The sequence below is a fragment of the Flavobacterium sp. 38-13 genome, from assembly GCF_001899155.1.
Classification (GTDB): Bacteria; Bacteroidota; Bacteroidia; order Flavobacteriales; family Flavobacteriaceae; genus Flavobacterium; species Flavobacterium lindanitolerans.
In genome coordinates this window covers 1-20,514 of the sequence record NZ_MKVG01000019.1, presented here as the reverse complement: position 1 = coordinate 20,514, position 20,514 = coordinate 1, and the positions used below count along the sequence as shown (strand labels likewise).

General features: G+C 46.5%; 18 protein-coding genes. 10 read left to right on the top strand and 8 right to left on the bottom strand.

Features of this window, described 5'->3' with window-relative positions:
* Positions 1–717: 717 nt before the first annotated feature.
* Entirely contained in the window at positions 718–1,617 is a 900-nt protein-coding gene (locus BGO88_RS13375; protein ID WP_101472315.1) for an AraC family transcriptional regulator, read from the top strand.
* 138 nt (positions 1,618–1,755) lie between these two features.
* On the top strand, positions 1,756–2,502 hold the full coding sequence (locus BGO88_RS13370; RefSeq protein WP_286707188.1) for an SDR family oxidoreductase: 747 nt from the start codon (positions 1,756–1,758) through the stop codon (positions 2,500–2,502).
* 833 nt (positions 2,503–3,335) lie between these two features.
* On the opposite strand, the gene BGO88_RS13365 is transcribed toward BGO88_RS13370, so the two are convergent.
* The 6 genes from BGO88_RS13365 to BGO88_RS13340 all read right to left on the bottom strand — a co-directional run bounded on the left by BGO88_RS13365 (position 3,336) and on the right by BGO88_RS13340 (position 7,570).
* Positions 3,336–4,331 carry a PAS domain S-box protein gene (locus BGO88_RS13365; RefSeq protein WP_286707187.1) on the bottom strand — a complete coding sequence of 332 codons (996 nt, stop codon included), beginning with the start codon at positions 4,329–4,331 and terminating at the stop codon, positions 3,336–3,338.
* A 131-nt stretch (positions 4,332–4,462) separates the two neighbouring features.
* Positions 4,463–4,828: a SpoIIAA family protein gene (locus BGO88_RS13360; protein ID WP_286707186.1), complete on the bottom strand. Its 366-nt coding sequence runs from the start codon at positions 4,826–4,828 to the stop codon at positions 4,463–4,465.
* A 74-nt stretch (positions 4,829–4,902) separates the two neighbouring features.
* Positions 4,903–5,511 carry an SET domain-containing protein gene (locus BGO88_RS13355; protein ID WP_286707185.1) on the bottom strand — a complete coding sequence of 203 codons (609 nt, stop codon included), beginning with the start codon at positions 5,509–5,511 and terminating at the stop codon, positions 4,903–4,905.
* 74 nt (positions 5,512–5,585) lie between these two features.
* On the bottom strand, positions 5,586–6,155 hold the full coding sequence (locus BGO88_RS13350) for a YciE/YciF ferroxidase family protein (protein ID WP_286707184.1): 570 nt from the start codon (positions 6,153–6,155) through the stop codon (positions 5,586–5,588).
* 127 nt (positions 6,156–6,282) lie between these two features.
* Positions 6,283–7,002, bottom strand: coding sequence for a YqjF family protein (locus BGO88_RS13345; RefSeq protein ID WP_286707183.1), 720 nt, complete (start codon positions 7,000–7,002; stop codon positions 6,283–6,285).
* A gap of 22 nt (positions 7,003–7,024) precedes the next feature.
* Positions 7,025–7,570, bottom strand: a complete 546-nt coding sequence (locus BGO88_RS13340; RefSeq protein WP_286707182.1) for a helix-turn-helix domain-containing protein — start codon at positions 7,568–7,570, stop codon at positions 7,025–7,027.
* Between the two features lie 225 nt (positions 7,571–7,795).
* On the opposite strand from BGO88_RS13340, the gene BGO88_RS13335 reads away from it, so the two are divergent.
* Complete coding sequence (locus BGO88_RS13335) at positions 7,796–8,317, top strand: lipocalin-like domain-containing protein (protein ID WP_286707181.1); 522 nt, start codon at positions 7,796–7,798, stop codon at positions 8,315–8,317.
* Between the two features lie 400 nt (positions 8,318–8,717).
* On the opposite strand, the gene BGO88_RS13330 is transcribed toward BGO88_RS13335, so the two are convergent.
* The gene (locus tag BGO88_RS13330; protein ID WP_286707180.1) at positions 8,718–10,919 is read right to left on the bottom strand and encodes a hypothetical protein; all 2,202 of its coding nucleotides are present in this window, start codon (positions 10,917–10,919) and stop codon (positions 8,718–8,720) included.
* A 366-nt stretch (positions 10,920–11,285) separates the two neighbouring features.
* Between BGO88_RS13330 and BGO88_RS13325 the strand changes: the two genes are divergently transcribed.
* From BGO88_RS13325 to BGO88_RS13300, 6 genes are read left to right on the top strand one after another with little or no spacing between them, the layout of a single operon-like run.
* Positions 11,286–13,448, top strand: coding sequence for a catalase (locus BGO88_RS13325; RefSeq protein WP_286707179.1), 2,163 nt, complete (start codon positions 11,286–11,288; stop codon positions 13,446–13,448).
* An 11-nt stretch (positions 13,449–13,459) separates the two neighbouring features.
* Entirely contained in the window at positions 13,460–14,068 is a 609-nt protein-coding gene (locus BGO88_RS13320; protein ID WP_286707178.1) for a YciE/YciF ferroxidase family protein, read from the top strand.
* A 43-nt stretch (positions 14,069–14,111) separates the two neighbouring features.
* Entirely contained in the window at positions 14,112–14,300 is a 189-nt protein-coding gene (locus BGO88_RS13315) for a DUF3606 domain-containing protein (protein ID WP_286707177.1), read from the top strand.
* 16 nt (positions 14,301–14,316) lie between these two features.
* Positions 14,317–17,046, top strand: a complete 2,730-nt coding sequence (gene ligD, locus BGO88_RS13310; protein ID WP_286707176.1) for a DNA ligase D — start codon at positions 14,317–14,319, stop codon at positions 17,044–17,046.
* Positions 17,024–17,737 carry a DUF421 domain-containing protein gene (locus BGO88_RS13305; RefSeq protein WP_286707175.1) on the top strand — a complete coding sequence of 238 codons (714 nt, stop codon included), beginning with the start codon at positions 17,024–17,026 and terminating at the stop codon, positions 17,735–17,737. The genes ligD and BGO88_RS13305 overlap by 23 nt, the downstream gene beginning before the upstream one ends.
* 45 nt (positions 17,738–17,782) lie before the next feature.
* Positions 17,783–18,592, top strand: a complete 810-nt coding sequence (locus BGO88_RS13300) for an SDR family NAD(P)-dependent oxidoreductase (RefSeq protein WP_286707174.1) — start codon at positions 17,783–17,785, stop codon at positions 18,590–18,592.
* Positions 18,593–18,835: 243 nt separating this feature from the next.
* Here BGO88_RS13300 and BGO88_RS13295 read toward each other — a convergent pair whose 3' ends face one another.
* Positions 18,836–19,234 carry a response regulator gene (locus BGO88_RS13295; RefSeq protein ID WP_286707173.1) on the bottom strand — a complete coding sequence of 133 codons (399 nt, stop codon included), beginning with the start codon at positions 19,232–19,234 and terminating at the stop codon, positions 18,836–18,838.
* A 248-nt stretch (positions 19,235–19,482) separates the two neighbouring features.
* On the opposite strand from BGO88_RS13295, the gene BGO88_RS13290 reads away from it, so the two are divergent.
* On the top strand, positions 19,483–19,695 hold the full coding sequence (locus tag BGO88_RS13290; RefSeq protein ID WP_286707172.1) for a hypothetical protein: 213 nt from the start codon (positions 19,483–19,485) through the stop codon (positions 19,693–19,695).
* Positions 19,696–20,514: the final 819 nt, after the last annotated feature.

Genomic DNA, 20,514 nt, shown 5'->3' with positions numbered 1-20,514 from the left:
TGCTGGGAAACTTGGATTTCCCAAAACAGAAACGTTATCACTGGTCAGATTGTTTCTATACCCTTTGTGGTAACTTTATGATCGGATTCTCAATTGCATTTCTGGTGTAAACGTGAATTTTTGTCTGGTGTAAGCAGGGTGTAAACAGTGCCACAATTTTGGGACGTTTTTTGGATGTTTTTGGCTGTACGAAAAATGGGAAAGTGCCTTTTTGATGGCTTAAAGTAGGTTTTTGAAAGAGGGTTCGGGAGTTTTTGGGTTTAAAAAATAAGCGTGTAACTTATTGATTTACAGTTAGTTACACGCTTAGTGGAGCTGAAGGGTCCGACACCTATGCGGTTCTGGTACCTTTCAGGCCAGTTTTTTGAGGTTTTTCAGTATTGTGCCACGAATGTGCCACGACAGCAAAACCACTATGTTATATATGCAAAGGCCCTGCACGAAGCCATCTGATTTGAAAGAACGATATTATCCTATTAGTTGATTCAAATATAGTTATAATTCAAATGATTAATGTAATGTATTCAAAATAATTTTAAAATATAAATAACCTTTACAATTGTTAGTTTAAATTTTTACTTGTTAGTTTAAAGTGCTGTAAGGATGAATTTTGCCTTACCTTTTTATGGTAAAAATGTTGCAACTCCAATGTGAAAAAAGAGAGAAATTTTTATTTCTTACTTTTATCATTGATATTTCTCTAAAAATCGTTGAAGCATGGCAAATTTTTCTATAGAAGTAAACAAATCGGATAAAGGTGTGCCCATTATTCTGCGTAGGCTGCAAGGCATCGAAGGTTTTATAGTTAAGGCATGGGATGAATTATCAGATGACTTCACAGATGCGCTTCATCCTCACAGGCATGACCATTATACCTGTATGCTGATCGAAGATGGTGCGCTTGAAGTGCTTTTAGATTTTGAGCATTTTATAATGCCAGCCAAAACACTTTTCATTTCGCCTCCTTGGCAGGTCCATCAAGTACTTAGTGTTTCAAAAGGCAGCGGGTGGTATATTTCCTTTGAAAATAATCTGATCGAAGCATCTGTACGAGCTACGCTTGACAAATGTTTGGAAGAGATGATATCTGTAGGGCTTACAGATTTAGAATTTGATTGGTTCAAGTCTGTCATACAATCCATTATGGCACTCGAAGAGATCAATAGTACAACATATAAGGATGTTTCCCATCCTTTGCTATCCGCATTTGTTGCCCAGGCGGGGCTAAGCTACCAAAGCAAACCGATGGGGAGTACGGCGAACTTTGCGTCCCGTTCGGTAATGATTACGAAGAAATTTATGAATCTTGTCAGGCATAATTACCATCACCTTAAAAGGCCTGCAGATTATGCCGAAAAACTTCATATCAGCGTTAGTTACTTAAATGATACCATAAAAAAAACAACCAACTCATCAGCATCTTTGCTTATTCAAAAGGAGATTTTAAGGGAAGCGCAGCGAATGCTCTATTACACCGATCACAGCGTCAAGGAAATATCTGATCTGCTGGGCTACGAAGATGAAAAGTATTTCATGCGGCTTTTTAGAAAGAAAACTGGGTTTTCTCCTACGGAATATAGAAAACACAATGCTCCGCCCAGCGATTTCCTTTTATAATTGTTGCGGATTATTTTCTAAGTTAATGCCATTTGTCCACCTTCTGCTGTGGTTTGTGTGTTTTCTCGTGTATGCAAATGATTCAACTTTGCATTAACGAATTCCATATTAAAATTTTAACTCACATCACATAAAAAAATGAAAATACTAGTAGTAGGCGGGACAGGATTAATAGGGGCCAATGTTGCTGGCAAATTAAATAACCAAGGGCACGAAGTCGTAATAGGCTCACCTTCAAATGGAATTAACATCATCACTGGAGAAGGACTTTCTGAAGCGTTAAGAGGTACCGATATTGTGATTGATCTTTCAAATTCTTCATCCCCTGAAGAAGAAAACGCCCTTAATTTTTTTGAGACGGCTGGAAAGAACCTGGTAGCAGCTGAAAAATTGGCAGGAATTAGGCATCATGTCGTTTTATCGATTGTGGGTATAGACCGCGTACAGTATATTGGATACATGCGTGCGAAAAAAAATCAGGAGGATATTGTCAAGAACGGTGGTATTCCTTATACCATCATTCGCTCGACACAATTTCATGAGCATGTCTCTACAATTATAGCAGTGCAGGGAAAAGAGGATGTTGTTAATGTTTCTACACTTGATTTCCAGCCTATAGCAGCTGAAGATGTCGCCAATTTTGTCGTGAAGTTTGCTTTAGAAACACCTAAAAACGGAACCATTGAAATTGCTGGTCCTGAGCTTGCCCCTATGGATCAATTTGTTTCAAGGTATATAAAAGTTACTGGGCAGCATAAAACCGTAATTTCGGACAACGAGCATAAATATATGTTTTATGATTTTCCTAAATCAGGTTTGGTACCCGAAGGAGATCACCAAAAGGGTAAGATCCATTTTGATGAATGGACTCAAAATCTAAAATGAATTACAGAATCATTGTTACGTTTGAAATATTTTAGCTTCTAAAGGCCAGAGCTGCTATAGAAAGGTGGCTACGAATTATCGGTTAGAAATATTTAATAATTAGTTTCATAAAAAAAATCCTCATCAATTTGATGAGGATTTTTTTGTGGGCTTCGAGGTAATGAAGTGCAACCCTTATTGCCTTTTTTAAGCCTTTTGAATGATTTTGAATATCAGAATAGTCAAGTTGTGTATTTCGGAAATACTATCCTTCCCTGTACGTTCCAAACTGTTCAGTAGACACTATGGATTTGTAGTCTGACGCTTACCTCTCGTAGAACACCAGATTCTTGTTGCCCCTTTATTACCCCTTCATCAGTAACCCTGAAGAAAGGCTCCTTTTGCTTCGCAAAAGCACTTAGGAGCTACCAAAAGCACTCTAAGAATAGTACTTGGAAAATAGATAAGCAGTCCAAGTTTGATTTTCTTTTAAAGCGGTTTTCCCTCCGTCAAGAATCGATTTCGTTCATCAAACAGCACACCTATCCAGAACACATCTAGATGAACTAGAGGGGAGGAATATTGCCTTAGCTTTTTGTAGCAAATTAGGTAGCAACTCCATTTTCGTATTAAACCCTGGATGACTACTACATCTGTTGTTAATTCAATAACGGTATTACGACTTAAGCCTCATGATGACAATGAAAGATGTATTTTCTGAGAAACACCAAACTCTAACGATAAACTTAACCTGGACGGTAATCGTTCTATTTCTTCAATCAGATTTACTAGTGATGGATATTGCCTTAGCTTTTTGTGGAAAATACGGTAGTAATGACACTACAGCGTTGAAGCTATTTCCGACTCGCTTTTTGCACAATCTCGTGGATGCTTCGGTCAAGCTCTTTGCTGCAGGAGACAAAATGTTCCAACAGCTGCTGTCCATCCGCAGATGTAAGGTCCACGTCCTTTATCAGATGTAGTATACCCATCATATTGGCAAGGGGTGGGCGGACGATATGTGATTGTGTGAAGGCGATTTCCTGAAGCGTCTTGTTCTTTTCCTCAATAGCCTTTATGTAGTGGAGCTGTTCGGTTATGTCATTTGCCAAAACGAACTCATGTTTGGTCCCGTCAAGATAAATGATGTTACTGACAAGCTCTACCGTTAGAATTTCCCCGTTTTTTTTCTGGTGCCGGTAGATTCCGCTCGCAAACAGCCTGTCATGGCTCCTTACGAATTCGAGGGCTTTTTCGAGAATACGTATATCTTCCTTAGGACGTATGTCACGTATAGTCATCTTCTTGAATTCCTTTCTGGTGTACCCATACTTTCTTTCCGCGGCCCCGTTCACGTTCCTGAACCTCAGTGTCTCCACATTGTATATCCACATTGGAAGCGGACTCAGGTGGAAAAGGTCGTCATACTGCTTCTGGGTCTCTCGTATTGAGGCAAGCATCCTGCTCCGCTGTACTGCATGTACTAGGCTTTTGTGGATTGCCCGGTAAGTTATCTTCTTCTTTAGGATAAAATCTCCTATTCCGAGGTGGAAAAGCTCATTTTCCAGCAGAGGGTTGGCGTAGGAGGAAATTACGATGATTTTTGAGATGTCGGATAGCTTTGCGATTTCCGATACAGCATCTGCTGCCGAAAGCGCTAGCCCGGTTATGTCTAAAATTACTATATCAAACGGGGCGTTAGAAATCTCGATCCAAGCCTGGTGCATATTCTGCGCGCGGACAACATTGGAAAGAGCAAGCCTCTTTACGATCTTTTTTTGGATGAAGAGAAAATCATCATAATTCTCTTCTACTACCAGTATCTTATAATTGGTGGTATTTTCGCTCATACGGGGGGTGAGTGTAACGTTAGTTAGGGATAGATGGGTCTGTCTCTGGCTAATATATTACAAAACGGGATATCGCACAACAATTCAGCAGCTTATCTGTATCCTGAAATCTTAGGGATGCATTTGATGTCTCAGGTATCTGTTACCCATTCCAAAGCTTCAGAATACTGTTCCTTCGGGTAGCCCCTGAATTCGCCCGGCGCGAGTATGCTGAACTCATCGGTAAATTTTCGCGCCTGCGGGCTGTCAATAACAATGGCGGCGCGTTTCCAGCTGGCAAGATGTTTCAGTCCCAGCAGCGCATCCTGGAACCATGCACCGAGGGTAAAATCACCAAGTTCCGTATCTATCAGGAAGAAAAAATTAAGTTCTCCGGTATTGCTTACCAGCTCATTGACCCTTGGGGCCATGACCTTCTGGTAGTCTTCTTTGGTCACTTTTCCCGTTGCCCGGAAGGCCGCAATATTTTTGGGAAGTGATGGCAGGATCTCTATCATGGCGTTTGTTTTTGTTTATTAAAATTATTTATAAGTTATAGATGCAGCATTTTTAGGATGGTACTGTTGCTGGATTATAAGCCGTTGGAGGCTGCAGTTTTTCTTGCATAGTGGCATTCCCGGAGTGAGCGCATTTTGGCCGGATCCTTTTTCAGCTCTTCCAATTCCTCAATTGTCTCAGGCGGTAGCACTGAGAGCAGCGGCTGCTTTACGGCATAGATATGGGGTATGCACTCCTTTACCATTCTATCCCATTCCCGGTAATAGGTCAGTAGGTCGTCAGGAAACACGATCTTACGCTCAGTGCCTTCATCTTTTGCCATAAACGGCTCCTCAAGGTTCAGATAACCGTAGTCGTCGGTAAGCTCTTCGCCCGGATAGATATCCCTGACCGCAATCTCAAAATCATAGGCAGTCGAGAAACAGCTTGGGCTAAAGCTGTGGTTGACGTATTTGGCATTGTCCCAGCACAAGACCCTTTCGCCCCTGCTATTGGTAAAGCTGTAAATGTCGAGTATTTTTTTTTGGGCATTGGGAAGCCTTTCAACTTCTGAGGGTGAAAATATGCGGTCCAGTCCGTCCTGTACCCAGGTTATGGTCCCTTTGGGTATAAAGTCGGTGGCCACGACGCCGTAGCCGATTTCTTCGCTTATATAGCGTATCTTCGTTTTTGGATGTATCATAGTGGCAGATTAATGGTTTGAAGCTTCGAAGCACATATTTTAAAGTATCAAGATTCTCGATGGGCTCAAGGAATTTATTCGGCATCTTCTTCCATGGCATCGAGGTTGATGGTATTGTAGGCAGCGTCGGTCAGCCTGAGGTCAGCATCCTTTTCTTCTTCCAGCGTCTCAATAAGTAAATCGGCCACTTCATCTTCTCCCAATATTTTGGCAAAGGCCACAAGGGTACCGTAAGACGCTATTTCGTAATGTTCTATCTTCTGTGATGCCGAAATGATTGCGGCGTCTCGAACAGGACCTGGCCTGGTCTCCTCAAGTATGCTTTCGCCTTCAAGAATGAGCCCTTCCATCGCATCGCATTTTTTTCCCCTGTCCGGTTCTCCCAGCATCGCGAACACTTTTGTGAGCCTGTCGACCTGACCTTCGGTTACGGCCACGTGCTCGCCAATCACTGCCTTCAGGTTGGCATCTTGCGCATTGTTGGCCATTTTTGGCAACGCCCTTACCAGGGCCCTTTCCGCATATATGATATCCTTAAGCTCATCGATAAACAGTTCCCTGAGTTCTGCCGCCGCCGTTGGTTTTGGTGGAACGGTCCTGTTTTTTCTTCCATCCTGTGAATCGTTTTTTTTTGGGTTTGCCATACTGTGGTTTTTTTAATTTGTAGTATCATAAAGCTACTTCATTACGGTATTGTAGTCCTTACACTATTTTTGACAAATTTTACATGTGGGGCCACATTGCTCGAATCCTGAATGTCGCCTTTCCAAATCAGCATTTCTGTCGGCCCCATATCAGTACGGCCAGTTCATGGGCATAATGGACAATGTCCGGGTTATTCTGGTCCAAAGTGCCGATCAGGGGATACCGTACGGTTCTCATCCGTAGCCTAACCTCCTCCAGCGGCCATATTTTATGATGCACATCAATCCTGTAGATACGGTTGCCCTTCTCCAAGAAGAGGGCGTGCCTTTCGGTAAGCCATAGGTCAATCGCCGTCTTTTTAAGCAGGCCGCCTTTTGGCCGATAGTCGAAATCAAGCCTGTAGGACCTCGCCGGGTTATGGGACTTGTATGCACACATATTGCGTGAAATTTCGGATCTGATATACCGTAAGCCCATTAGCAGGCGTGCCATCAGCACCGGCAGTTTTTTTTGTGCCTCCAGGGAAAGGAAGTATATTCCAGGAATACCATTCCTTATGACGTAGGTCCTTACGTTGACCTCGTGGAAATCGGAATAGAATGCCATTGGCGGTATGTGGCGGGGGTGAAGTCTCTCCACACTGAAGGCCACGATTGATATCCAGGCGGATCCATCGATGGTATCGAGAACCAGTCCTTCAGGCAATAGGCCTGCTATTATCCGTGCATCTATTTTCCAGTGCATAAGGACGTTCCCGTGCCATTCCTGATATTGTTGCCAGCCCCTTTTGGGCAGCGGATAGCTCCTGTGCGAAGTTTTTTTCAATATGTCCCTAGGGTTTTCCATTGCTGTTTCTCGGCTTGTCAGGCTATGGCCGTGCTTTCCTTTTCTCCATAACGCGTTTGAACAGCGATGGTGTAAGGCCTGTCTGTTTTTTGAACTGGAGGGATAAATGTGCGGGGCTGCTGTAGTTGAGGCGGTAGGACACCTCGGTCATCGACACGCCGTCCTTAAGAAGTTTCTTTGCATGCTCAATCTTCCTGAAAATCAGGTAGGATTCAATGGACAGCTTCTGGTTCTCCTTGAAATCTTCGGATAGGGAACAGTAGGAAACTCCGAATTTTTCCTCCAGAAATTTGGAAAATGTAATCTGCTGGTGAGGTTTCCTGGTGACAATTTCATCAATTATCCCTTTAATCTTTGATATCCTTTCCTCGGTCTTGCTCCTGAATAGCCTGATCCCGTATTTTCCAAGACGGCAATTCAGGTCATCGAATTTTTCGTCCGGGATTTCGTTAGTGAAGACAAGTTCTCCATATGAAATCCTGGCAAAGCTAGCTCCGGCCTGTTTCAGGCATCTTCCTAGTATATCCCGGTACATCTGGGCACTGTTGTAAATAGCGGTTATTCTCATATTATTGATTTTTGGTATGGAATTGTGCTTCCCGAAGTTCCAACTAATCTGGCATTTCCTCGTTACAGGATTTACTGTATGTTTTATATAACCCAATATTTCCTTGAAGGTTTCACCAAAAAAAAGAGGTTCCGTACAGCAGATAATGTAAAATGTATATTAAATTCTGTAAGCGTTTCTCCCTCATTTCTTTTTTTCTTTGTTGTAACATGTTAATACATATATATGAGAACAATAGCTTGCATAGTGCTATATGGGATGGTCGCAACGTCCTTGCTGTCCTGTTCCGACTGTGATGAGGAAATACCAAATGAAAATGCGGAATTTGCGGCTACGTATAGGATATCTTCATGGATTTCGCCGGCGTCGGCAGACCTTAACTCCGACGGTGTTGAATCCCAAAATTTGCTGGAAGAAAGTACCTGCTATGGCGAATCCCGCATCGAACTAAAACCGGACGGCACCTTCTTGCAGTCTTACAGTTCCGCATCAGGCAACGGTAACACGCTCGAATGCCTCCCGGCAATACAAATGGCAGGGATCTGGTCCGTTTCGGAGGATCGGCTGACTACCACGGCAATGGTCGAAGGTACCAGAAGGGTCACCATTTATATGATCGGAGAAAATCTTTTAACGGGTAAACGGAAGCTGACGACAAATCTTTCCGCAGCACCCTATCCTGTTCTGTTGGAAAGCGGAGATATCGAATGGCATGAGGGAGAAGTAATGGTAGGTTATGATATATAAGAGGAATTACAGTTTGTTTTTCATAAGCACCTGTTGATGGGAGGGCCGCCTTGGGGCGGCTTTTTCTTTTCTTTTCCTTCCTGATCGTAAAGATGTAAAATTTGACAGGCTGAAGTAGGTTCACAGGGCAGGTCGACTGCTAACTCCCTATGCAAGAACAAATGGGGGCATCATAAGGCCGTTGGCATCGAGGACGTCATTGCGAAATTTAGCAGGCTTGCCGGTCCGCCCATTGAAAGGACGGCAGGAGCAAACCGTCCACTGCATAAAATTGAACTGGGCGATCTTGCCGAGTCTGTAGCCTATTTCGCCAGATGGTAATCTGCAGGCCTGGTTAGGACGCTATCCGTGCCACTCCTTTATTATCGCCCTGGCCCCTGTAGGAAAAGATAACAGGTTGCTAAGGCTTCCCCCATTTTATCCTGACCAAGCCGCTTCCCGCAAGATCGAAAACACCTGGGGGTTTTGGCTGCACCCTCCGATACCTTCCATTCAGCTTCTGCTCGACCGTGACACCGCCCATTTGTGAACGGGAGATTTCCTGAATTATCATATTTGCCCGCATATCTGGACTTCCGGCGATATGGAATGTGGCTGAATTACGCCTATTCCTGAGCCTGGTGACCGGATAGTCCAAGTAGATCGTTGCGCCAAGGCCATTAATTTTGAAGTACTGTCTCGGTATAATGCCGAAGGCGATTCCGGCCCCATAAACTTCCTGACCGACTTCGCCGCTTTTTTCCCAACCGTCATGTATGTCCTCGAGGGGAATCCAGAGTCCCTTCTGCACTTCGCCAGTCTTTACATCCTCCGCAATCATTTCTTCAGGCAGCATCGGCGGATAATAGAATGCGAGCCTTCCGGTAGCGTATCTAATAAATTCCGGTATCAGCACCCTTAGGGAAGGCAGGATTTCAAGTCCCTCGGAAGCTTCCATGTAATGGTGAAGGGCGGCAAACACCTCAAGTTCCTCGTATGCGGCGGTATATGGAGCGTCATTCAGCGGGAAAACTGCAAAAAAATTGGGAAAGTTCTTGGCAAAGCCATAGCCGCAGTCCCATATCTGGCAGTTCTTGAATATGCCCGCCAGGCAGCAGTAGCTTAGCTCCAGATACCTGTGCTGGCCTGTTTCCTTATAAAGCTCAACAAGGGCGGCGGCGGCAAAGGCCGTATTGTTGGCCTGGTAAAAGATATCAAATGTGAGGCCTTCAAGGCTCCTTAGCGCCTTGGCGGCCTCCCTCAGAAAACGTTTCTCACCCGTGAGCTTATATGCCATAAGCATGATGTGCGCATAGGAACCTGGAACATCCTTTTCTCCGCCATTTCCCGGGGAGGTTTCCGCTTTCAGCACTTCCAGCGTGGTCATCTTGTAAAAGACAGGCCACTCATAATCAAAATGGCGGGCGACATTTATCGCATAATCGATAGAATCAAGGAAGAGCCTTTTTGCAGTCTCGCTGCCCCTTAGCGCGAGCCGGGATAGGTTCAGGAGTGGATGGTGGAGGTACCAGGAGTCCATCACCATCTCGCGCTTCTGTTCCTCAGACTTGTCGAGGCCGTCTTCAAGATCGGGATGCCACCGCACGACGGTCCCGACCCTCTCGTCGTAAAATTGGCTTATGCCGCTTTCGAGATCATCGAAAACCGGATGGCGTGTGCCTGACCAGTCAAGATATTCGTGAAGGGGAAGTAGCACGGCAAGCTGCACCATTATTTCGGACGGGGTAGCATAGTCCCCAACATACGCATTTAGGTAGGGAATGCCGTTGGTCTGCGTCCAGCATCCCTTATTTTTGTGGAGGTCGCCCAAAATTTTTTTCGCTGTCGAGGGCCAGTCGTGGTAGACAGGATCAGGCTTTGGAAGAAGTGAATAGATTGCCGCAAGGTTTCCAAGGAATTGTGAAGCGATATCGCAGTCCTTCGACGGGACATTCTCGCCCACGAGCACGAAAGCATCCGAAATGATATATTCTTTGTCTTGAGGCAGCGCCTTTTCTGGATTGACAGGGAACCGGAAGCCTATTTCGGGCCAGCTTCCCCCTACGGTTTCGCCCAACGAAACTTCCGTGGCCTCACAATAGGCAGACATTGAGCCAAGGTTCTGGAAATACAGAACCGAGCCTGCTTGGGGTTTGGTCATGCTAAAGAATATCTGCCCCGACCGCGTTCCTACCTGATGGGAGTGGATTATGCCGGCAGTATTTTCTATCCTTCCGTCCCTTGTGAGCGGAACTATATCCCTTGGCCAAAAGGGAATTAGGAGGGGCAGCTTTGCCCGGAAGGTTGTGGTGTACCTGAAAATTGCGGCCTGGCTTTCTGGGGTAGACAGGACAATACGGTAATATCCCAACCTCGTCGAAGCAGTAATAAGGAAGGTCCCGCCATGTTCGCTAACGGATGCGGACTCGAAATTGCTGTTCATGCCAAAGGCTATCCTAAATGCTATCCTTCCTGCTTCAGGCCATCTGCAGACCAGCCATAATGAGTCGCCGCAATTGAACAGCTGGAGATTGTAGCCCTTAAAAGCCAGTTCAAACAAATGTTCGCTTTCCTCTATATCTCGCTGGACCGTAGCGCTCCACGCCGTAACAGGATTTGCCATAGTGTTTTTATTTTATAAGGTTAGGTGCCGTATGTAATCTATTGGTATGCAAGTTAGCAGGGGAGATGTTTTGTGGAATTATGTATAAATCGGGAATAGTTACAAAATTAATTGTACTGCTGTGGATTTCTGGATGGCGACATATAAATAATGAGTATAGTTTTATAAAACAATGTACAGAAAGGGTTGTTAACTTCACTACTTAATAAACGGCGCTGGAAACTTCGATAACCGGATTTGTCACCCTTTATGACGCAATGGTAAACGAGAGTCGCAACCGTTGTGCCATTTTGGTGACATTTTTTGCCCTCTTTCGGCAGTTAAAAGGTCAGTGCAGAAACACTAGTTCCACCTAACATAAGTTTTATGAAACAGCAAGGTAAGAAATTGCAGAACCTGCAGGAAGCAAAACAACAGGACTTGTCCGCCGACAAGTCAGACGGCACAAACAAGTATCTTACCACCAACCAGGGGGTTAAGGTAAATGACGACAATAACTCGCTGAAGGCGGGCGAACGCGGTCCGTCCCTACTGGAGGATTTTATCCTCCGGGAAAAGATAACCCATTTCGACCATGAGCGGATTCCAGAAAGGATAGTGCATGCCAGGGGATCCGGAGCCCACGGCTATTTCGAGGTGACCAATCCGATACCACAGTTCACCAAGGCGGGCTTCCTACAGCAGGAGGGTCAGCGTACCCCGGTATTCTGCAGGTTCTCGACTGTTGCAGGGTCTAGGGGCTCTACCGACCTTCCCCGTGATGTGAGAGGGTTCTCTGTCAAGTTCTACACGCAGGAAGGGGTATATGACCTCGTTGCCAACAATATGCCGGTCTTTTTTATCCAGGACGCCAGTAAATTTCCCGACCTTATCCATGCGGTGAAGCCTGAACCGCATAATGAGATTCCGCAGGCCGCTTCCGCCCACGACACGTTTTGGGATTTTATCTCACTCATGCCCGAGTCGATGCACATGGTAATGTGGCTTATGAGCGACCGGGCAATACCGAGGAGCTATAGGATGATGGAAGGCTTCGGCGTGCACACATTCAGGTTCGTAAATTCGCAAGAGGAATCGACATTTGTCAAGTTCCATTGGAAGCCAAAGCTCGGCACCCATGCCGTAGTATGGGACGAGGCACAAAAAATTTCAGGGAAAAACCCTGACTTTCACCGGCAGGACCTTTGGGAAGCCATCGAAATGGGCAACTTTCCGGAATGGGAGCTTGGCGTGCAGCTAATTCCTGCGGAGGACGAACACAAATACGAATTCGACCTGCTAGACCCGACAAAGATAGTCCCGGAAGAACTGGTTCCCGTGACTGTCATCGGCAGGATGGTACTGAACAGGAATCCAGACAATTTCTTTGCCGAAACCGAGCAGATCGCTTTCCATCCAGGACACGTAGTTCCGGGAATAGATTTTACGAACGACCCGCTTTTGCAAGGCAGGCTGTTTTCATATACCGACACCCAGCTGACCAGACTTGGAGGCCCAAATTTCCACGAGATCCCGATCAACAGGAGTATCGCTCCCGCGCATAACAACCAGCGTGACGGTTTCATGCGCCAGGAAATCAATATCGGTCGGGTAAGCTACCATCCGAATTCCCTTGGCGGCGGCTGCCCTTACCAGGCTAGGATTGCAGAAGGCGGGTTTTCAAGCTTCAGCGAGCGCATCGAGGCCCACAAGGTCAGGGAAAGGAGCGCGAGCTTCAGCGACCACTTCAGCCAGGCCAGATTGTTCTATAACAGCCAGACGGAAAACGAGAAAAGCCATCTCATCAAGGCACTGCGTTTCGAACTGGGCAAGGTAGACACCACGGCAATCAGGGTACGTATGATCGGGTTACTGTCGCAGGTAGACATGTCGCTCGCAGAGGGCGTGGCTGAGGGCCTGAGGCTTACCGTTCCATCGAGCCCGGAAAAGCCCATGAACCATGGGGTCTCGCCAGATTCGGACCAGCAAAAGCACGAGCCCGCTGTGGCGGAGCCTTCGATCACGGCTTCACGGGCTCTCAGCATGATCGACAATCCTACCAATACGCCGACAATCGAATCAAGGCAGGTTGCCATTGTCTGCGCGGACGGGGTAAATGAGTCGGGGATACTTTCACTCAAATCGGCTCTGGTCAGGGAAAATGCAAAAGGTTTTATCGTGGCGCCGCAACTGGGCTTCGTCGAAACGCAGCAGGGAGGGAAGCTTGCCGTCGACTACAGCCTCTCGACAGGTTCTTCGGTACTGTTTGACGCCCTTTTCATCGCTGGAGGCGATGGGCTTGAAAGCGGTGACGGGGACATCATGGACTGGGTCAATGACTCGTATAAACACCTGAAGGTCATCGGTGCGGCAGCCCAGGGAATAGGGCTGCTGCAAAAATCAAACTTTTCCGATAAGTTAGGAGAGGAAGACGGGGGCATAATCCTAGCAGAACCGGAAATGGGCAGTGAGCATGCGTTGGAATTCATTTCGGCCATGAAGGGCCACCGCCTCTGGACAAGGGAGAAACTCGTACAAAATAAACTATAAAAAGGACAGATATGAAAAATGCTTCAAATGGCGCTTCGAGAAGCGCTGCGATTATAGATATAACGGAGCCTGGCGCCGATGCCGCGGCTGAACTCGGTGTATTGTTTGTGGAATCGCTGAAAGATATCTACTGGGCTGAAAACGCCCTGATTTCGGCCTTGCCAAGAATGGCGGCCAATTCAACTTCCCAGCAGCTACGTTCGGTCATAAACGAGCACATTGAGATTACAAAAATCCAGGTAGGCCGCCTTGAGTCCGTATTTGAGCTGCTGGGCAGCAAGGCCGAAGGCAAAAAATGCGAGGCCATGTCGGGGCTGATCAAAGAGGGGGAAAGCATCCTCGCCGAGACGGTTCCCGGTCCTGTGAGGGATGCCGCCATCATTGCCTCATCGCAGAAGATCGAACATTACGAGATAGCAACCTACGGTACGTTATGCGCTTTTGCGAGAGCGCTTGGAGAAAATGAAGCCTGCAAACTTCTCATGCAGACGCTGGCTGAAGAAAAAGAAGCAGATTGCCTGCTGAGCGATACGGCCTTCAGCGCAGTAAATATGGAGGCTGCCGAAATTGGGGATACTGATGCGCCTGCAAAAGCCAGAAAGCGCGGAAGCAAAAAGTAACTGCAAAATAGCACAGAGCATATAAATTAAACAGTAAATCAACATGGGAGATAACAAATCAAAAAAAGGCGCCGGTGACCGCAACAAGGTCAGCGCTACGGAAAAATACGAAATCCAATATTTTAAGGACAAGCTGGGCGTGACGGGACAGGCTGTAGCCGGGGCAATCCGGGCCACAGGATCCAACGACCGCAAGGTACTTACCGACTACCTTAAGAATAAAAAGAAGTAATCTAAAAGTTTGTGAAATGGCGCTTGAAAAGTATAGGGAGAAAAGGGATGCCTCCAAAACACCAGAGCCATTCGGAGATGGGGGCAACAAAGGCGAAAAACTTATTTTCGTAGTGCAGAAGCACGATGCATCGCACCTGCACTACGATTTCCGATTGGAGATGGGGGGCGTGCTGAAAAGCTGGGCAGTACCGAAGGGGCCGTCTACCGATCCGAAGACAAAACGTCTTGCAATGATGGTAGAGGACCATCCCTACGACTATAAGGATTTCGAAGGCATTATCCCCAAAGGGCAGTATGGGGGCGGAACCGTCATAGTCTGGGACCGTGGCACCTATGAACCGATTGAATTCAAAGGTACAAGGAAGGAGGCCGAAAGGCAACTTTTAAGACAGCTCCATTCTGGCTCACTGAAGATCAAGCTCAGCGGAAAAAAGCTCAAGGGAGAGTTCGCGCTGGTAAAGACCCACGGCATGGCGGAGAATTCATGGCTGCTGATAAAGCATGACGACAGGTACTCCTCACCTGGCGACATCACCAGAAAGGGAAGGTCCGTGATTTCGAAAAAGACCATAGAACAGATGGAAAAGTCGCCCGACAACGTATACGGGCAGAAAACTGACAAGAAGGTTTCGGACGTTAAGAGCGCAAATGCTTTAAGGGGCGAAGCCAGAAAGGCGCCCGGCGAGCAATTGGGTACCAAGGCTGAAAATACAAAAAATACCGGAAGGCCGATCAGTGCGCTACTGAAGGGGACGCCGAGACAGGCATTTAGTGGGAGCCTGAAGCCCATGCTGGCCACACTTGTGGATGAGCCTTTCGACAGCAAGGAATGGCTCTACGAGGTAAAATGGGACGGATACCGTGCCCTGGCGTTTCTCAATAAGAATAAAGCCGAGCTTAAATCCCGGAATGACAAATCCTTCAATGAGAAGTTCTATCCGGTTTACGAAGCGCTCAAAAAGCTAAACGTTCAGGCAGTACTCGACGGGGAGGTAGTTGTGGTGGAAGAGAATGGGAAGGCCAATTTCGGGAAGCTGCAGAACTGGCGCAGCGAGGCCGACGGCAGGCTGGTATACTACATTTTTGACATCCTCTGGCTTAACGGGCATGACCTTAAGGGGCTCCCATTGGCAGAGCGCAGGGAAATACTGGAGCGGATAATCGTTGAAGGTGATCTCCTTTACCTGAGCAGGACCTTTGACACTTCCGGGATAGACTTTCTGGAGGCGGCAAAAAAGATGGGGCTTGAGGGGATCGTGGCCAAAAAGAAGAGCAGCACATACCATGCCAATGAGAGGACAAGGGACTGGCTGAAAATCAAGGCCAACAGGCGGCAGGAAGTAGTTATAGGGGGCTTTACCCGAAACGATGATAGCAGCAAGCTATTCAGCAGCCTTCTGGTGGGCGTATACCGGGGGCAAAAACTTATCTATACCGGCAAGGTCGGCACAGGCTTTACGGACAAGATGCAAAAGGAGATGATGGCACAGTTCGGACCGCTGGTTACCGAAAAGGTCCCCTTTTCCTCCGAGCCTGACGTGAACAAGCCGTCCCGGTTCCGGCCTAGTCCGCCCCATGCTACTGCGACCTGGCTGGAACCAAAGCTCGTAGCCGAGGTCAGCTATGCGGAAATCACCAGAGACGGCGTCATGCGCCACCCGTCCTTCGAAGGCATGCGTAATGACAAGAGTGCCAAAACCGTCGTGCTTGAAAAGGAGAGCAGTACGGAAGCCATCGTATCGCAGGACCATTCTAAAATCATCGCACCGAAAGAAAGGGTCGGACGCAGGACACTGCTCAACCCTTCGGAACAGACGCAGGTCAAAAGAATTGGTGGCCACGAGCTGAAGTTTACCAATTTACGTAAGGTATTCTGGCCGACCGAAAAGATTACGAAGGGCCAGCTTATAAACTACTACTACCAGATTGCGCCCGTACTTTTGCCGTACCTGAAGGAGCGCCCCGAATCGATGAACCGCTATCCCAACGGTATCAATGGCAAGAGCTTCTATTTCAAGAATGTCAAGGGGAAGGTGCCGGACTGGATGGATACCTACGGCTACCACAGTGAGGGTGACGGTGAGGACAAGGAGTACCTTATCGCCAACAACGAGGCAACCCTGCTGCACATGGTCAATATGGGATGCATTGAGCTAAACCCTTGGAGCAGCACTGCCAAGAGGCCGGACAATCCGACCTTCTGCATCATCGACCTCGATCCCGACAGGAATTCGTTTGAACAGGTTATAGAAACAGCAAGGGTGACCAAGGAAATCCTGGACGATATGGGGGTGCCAAGCTATCCCAAGACCAGTGGCTCGACTGGGCTGCACATCTATATTCCGCTTGGGGGAAAATATACCTACGAGCAGAGCAGGGAATTCGCCAGAGTAATCGTCACACTAGTAAACCGAGAACTTCCAAAGTTTACCACTATCGAACGCACCATCAGTGACCGAAAGGGAAAGATGTATCTCGACTTTCTTCAAAACCGGCCACATGCCACCATTGCCTGCGCTTATTCCGTAAGGCCCAAGCCCGGGGCGACCGTCTCGATGCCGTTGCACTGGGATGAGGTGAGGAAAGGGCTGCAAATGTCCGACTTCAATATCTTCAATGCGGTCGAAAGGGTGAACGATATCGGTGACATCTTCCGTCCGGTGATGGGCAAGGGAATAGACCTGAAAAAGGTAGTGGCCGGACTAACTAAAGGCAACTCAGATGGGACAGCAGGAGGTATTTGATTTCCACCGCATCTTTTTCGGCGACCTTCCGTACGGTTTTCTTCTTGAAGTGGTATTCCGCACGGTCGTCATGTACGCCTATACAATCCTACTGCTCCGCTTTTTGGGAAAGCGCAGCATGGGGCAGCTTTCGACGCTGGAGCTGGCGATTATCATCTGTTTTGGATCTGCGGTGGGAGACCCGATGATGGGAGTTGATATCCCCATCACGCACGGTCTGGTGGTCATCACAACCGTAGCCCTTCTCCAGGTAGTAATGGAGTACCTGATCAACCGCAACAAAAAGCTGGAGGCCTTCATGGAAGGAAGGCCCGACTGCCTTGTTCGCAACGGGCTGATAGAGGTCGAGTCTTTGGACAGGAACAATCTCAGCCATGAGGACCTGTACAGGTTCCTGAGGGGAAAGGATATTGTCCATCTTGGGGAAATAAGGCATGCCTTTTTTGAAACTTCGGGCCTTATCTCTGTATGGTGCTACAGCAGGAAGGATATCACTCCTGGATTGGGTATCATGCCCGATGAACATATCCCAAAGGGAGATTTCCTCTACAAGGGACAGAAAACCAATGTTGCGCACTTCTATAGCTGTACGAGGTGCGGGTACACGCGCTTCTTCAAGGGGAATGAAAATTTCAACAGCTGTAGAAGATGCGGCCGGGACGAATGGATCAGGTCAGTGGTACCGCAATAAGTCGCAGATGACAAATGGACATTTTTAACAATTAATAATTTTATTATGCAAGAGACAGTATTAATTACAGGGGCTACAAGCGGAATCGGCTTGGAACTGGCCAAACTATTTGCTGCGGATGGCTACAGGTTGGTCATTGTGGCAAGGGACGTGATGGAACTCGCGGCTACCGCGCAGATGCTTAGGGACCGCTATGCAGCCAGTGTCGTGGTAATTTCAAAAGATCTTTTCGAGCCTGCAGCAGGCTTTGAGCTTTATCAGGAGCTGAAGGACAAGGAGATCAGGATAGACGTGCTCGTCAACGACGCGGGCCAGGGGCAATACGGCCTCTTCGTGGAGACCGACGTGAAAAGGCAACTGGACATCATCCAACTGAACATTTCAAGTCTCGTGGTACTGACACACCTGTTCCTTAAGGACATGGTAGCCGCAGGAAGGGGCAAGATACTCAACCTCTCGTCGATAGCGAGCAAGGCGCCGGGACCATGGCAGGCAGTCTACCATGGCACCAAGGCGTTCGTACAGTCCTTTACGGAGGCCATAAGGAGTGAAGTCAAGGACAGGGGCATTACCGTTACGGCGCTACTGCCAGGGGTGACCGATACGGACTTTTTTAACAAGGCAGACATGAACAGTTCAAAGGCGGTGCAGGACAAGGATGATATGGCCGATCCGGCAGATGTGGCAAGGGACGGCTATGAAGCCCTTATGCGCGGGGATGACAAGATTGTTTCGGGATTTAAGAATAAGCTGCAGGTTGCCATGAACAATCTGGCCACAGACCAGATGGCTGCAGAGCAGATGAAGGACTTTCAGGAACCGGTTGATAAAGCGGAAGAAGACGGACACGAGTGATTTCGCTGAATGCAAATGCTATGAGAAATCGCGCGAAGCTATGGAAAATGTGGCTAGCTGTTTTTACAGACGCGGCCACTTTTTTTATATAAGGTGTCTTGGCGATACTGCCTGAAGTTGTCGGTTGGCTGTTTCGATAAGGATTTGAAAAACGAAATTGTTGGACGCAACCGGTAACATTTAAACTGTTTGGATGTTTATCTGTAATCCGACACGGGATGCCGGTCTTAAGTGGCCGTAGTTTCAAAACTTCTCGTGCAATACCAAAATCTTTTTCAAAATTTCCTTTAGCGTTTTGAAGTCATTAGGTTTCTTTATGTATGAGCTGGCCCCCAGAGCATAGGCTTTTGAGATGTGGTCCTGATTTGAGCTTGTGGAATAAATTATGGTAGGAATTGCGCTTAATTTGCGATCCTGCCGTATCTGGACTAGGGCTTCAAAACCGTCAATAGTGGGCATGTTGACATCAACGAATATCAGGTCTGGCAATTTATTACAGTTCCTGAGTCCCTCTAATAGCTGGTAACCGTCTGGAAACGAGAACAAATTACAATGCGCGCAGATTTCGGTCAGCGCGTCTCTAAACAATTCTACATCCTCACAGTCATCGTCTGCCAAGAAAATAATTCCGGAGCGTAGCATAGGCCTTAATTTTAGAACTTTCTAAAAGTTAGTTTAAAAGAAAAGCTTCTGGGGTTAGGAAGGTTCCCTCTGAAATTATCTTTCGGGAAATCAGTTAGCAATACCGTAAAGTTAGCGAATTTTTACCACGGTTTGGTAGCGCGGCCACAATTTTTCAAGAGGCAAGAAATCCATTTACCTTACAATTACGTAAATATTGTAGTAAACCACGTAATATTTTGATTTTGATTAGCTTTAATTTTATTGAAATGTTAGCAGAAGAGATTATAGCACTCGATTTCAGTAACAGCACCATTAGAAAAGGACTGGAGGTATACTTTTATGGGCTTGCAGCAAGCAGGGGATATCTGATAGATTTTGGACAACTAAGGAATGTTCTCGCCAAGATTTCTACCGATGATGAAGAAAACCACCGCCTTCTCGGGGAGTTCATTAAGGGATTCTCGGACGGTTTTCCCTGAATTTACGGAACGTATCGTGCTAGAAATATATTTAGAGGTGTATATTTTCCTTGTCCCTTTCACCATCGTCAAGATTTTAGTAATGTTAACATGCGCAAATTTAGGTTGGTAAATCGTCTCTTTCTTCAATCAGATTGATTAATGCATTAGCTTATTGTGGCAAATTAGGTAGTAACTCCATAATCGATATGCTTCGAAAAAGCGCGTTAATTTTTTATGGCAAATAAGGTAGCAACTCCATTTAAATGTTGCCGGCTATCCTGCAATAATTTGTCTATATCCTTTTCACTTAATAGGGCGTTGATGGTAGTAGTAAAAAGACAGAGAAAGAGTGTACTTGAAAATATTCCTTTTCATTTATTTGATTTGGCTAATATAAATTTAATTGTTTATAGCGTACACGTAAGGGTTGCAATCTTATTTAACATTTACTCAAATATATATGCGCAGGGCAGAACGGGTTTATCCCAAAGTTTCAGGTAATGGAAAATGAATATCATAATATTATCGGCCTAAAGATTACAAACAGGCAGTTGAGGCATTAAAGAAAATTGTTATTACTACTGACAGCCTAAAATTATCGTGGCAGCTCCAAACGTTTGTACGTCGGAAGCTACCGTATATATCTGAAAAACTAGCGTTTGGTCATTAACCGAAACTCATATGTTTTTGCGTCTTATTTTTATATCGAAAATGCCGGTTGTTATTCCATACAAATGTTTAGATTGGTTAGTATCCGCATTTAACAAGAAAATAAATATTCAAGCAAACAATTCCTAGAGAAAAACAGTAGACATGAAGAAAACAATTACCCTATTT

What these genes read in the sequence shown, in the direction of transcription:
- BGO88_RS13340 (WP_286707182.1), bottom strand. Translation starts at nt 7,570, where the DNA reads ATGAGAATAACCGCTATTTACAACAGTGCCCAGATGTACCGGGATATA.
- BGO88_RS13355 (WP_286707185.1), bottom strand. Translation starts at nt 5,511, where the DNA reads ATGATACATCCAAAAACGAAGATACGCTATATAAGCGAAGAAATCGGC.
- BGO88_RS13360 (WP_286707186.1), bottom strand. Translation starts at nt 4,828, where the DNA reads ATGATAGAGATCCTGCCATCACTTCCCAAAAATATTGCGGCCTTCCGG.
- BGO88_RS13370 (WP_286707188.1), top strand. Translation starts at nt 1,756, where the DNA reads ATGAAAATACTAGTAGTAGGCGGGACAGGATTAATAGGGGCCAATGTT.
- BGO88_RS13345 (WP_286707183.1), bottom strand. Translation starts at nt 7,002, where the DNA reads ATGGAAAACCCTAGGGACATATTGAAAAAAACTTCGCACAGGAGCTAT.
- BGO88_RS13335 (WP_286707181.1), top strand. Translation starts at nt 7,796, where the DNA reads ATGAGAACAATAGCTTGCATAGTGCTATATGGGATGGTCGCAACGTCC.
- BGO88_RS13330 (WP_286707180.1), bottom strand. Translation starts at nt 10,919, where the DNA reads ATGGCAAATCCTGTTACGGCGTGGAGCGCTACGGTCCAGCGAGATATA.
- BGO88_RS13295 (WP_286707173.1), bottom strand. Translation starts at nt 19,234, where the DNA reads ATGCTACGCTCCGGAATTATTTTCTTGGCAGACGATGACTGTGAGGAT.
- BGO88_RS13320 (WP_286707178.1), top strand. Translation starts at nt 13,460, where the DNA reads ATGAAAAATGCTTCAAATGGCGCTTCGAGAAGCGCTGCGATTATAGAT.
- BGO88_RS13325 (WP_286707179.1), top strand. Translation starts at nt 11,286, where the DNA reads ATGAAACAGCAAGGTAAGAAATTGCAGAACCTGCAGGAAGCAAAACAA.
- BGO88_RS13315 (WP_286707177.1), top strand. Translation starts at nt 14,112, where the DNA reads ATGGGAGATAACAAATCAAAAAAAGGCGCCGGTGACCGCAACAAGGTC.
- BGO88_RS13350 (WP_286707184.1), bottom strand. Translation starts at nt 6,155, where the DNA reads ATGGCAAACCCAAAAAAAAACGATTCACAGGATGGAAGAAAAAACAGG.
- BGO88_RS13290 (WP_286707172.1), top strand. Translation starts at nt 19,483, where the DNA reads ATGTTAGCAGAAGAGATTATAGCACTCGATTTCAGTAACAGCACCATT.
- BGO88_RS13365 (WP_286707187.1), bottom strand. Translation starts at nt 4,331, where the DNA reads ATGAGCGAAAATACCACCAATTATAAGATACTGGTAGTAGAAGAGAAT.
- ligD (WP_286707176.1), top strand. Translation starts at nt 14,317, where the DNA reads ATGGCGCTTGAAAAGTATAGGGAGAAAAGGGATGCCTCCAAAACACCA.
- BGO88_RS13305 (WP_286707175.1), top strand. Translation starts at nt 17,024, where the DNA reads ATGGGACAGCAGGAGGTATTTGATTTCCACCGCATCTTTTTCGGCGAC.
- BGO88_RS13300 (WP_286707174.1), top strand. Translation starts at nt 17,783, where the DNA reads ATGCAAGAGACAGTATTAATTACAGGGGCTACAAGCGGAATCGGCTTG.
- BGO88_RS13375 (WP_101472315.1), top strand. Translation starts at nt 718, where the DNA reads ATGGCAAATTTTTCTATAGAAGTAAACAAATCGGATAAAGGTGTGCCC.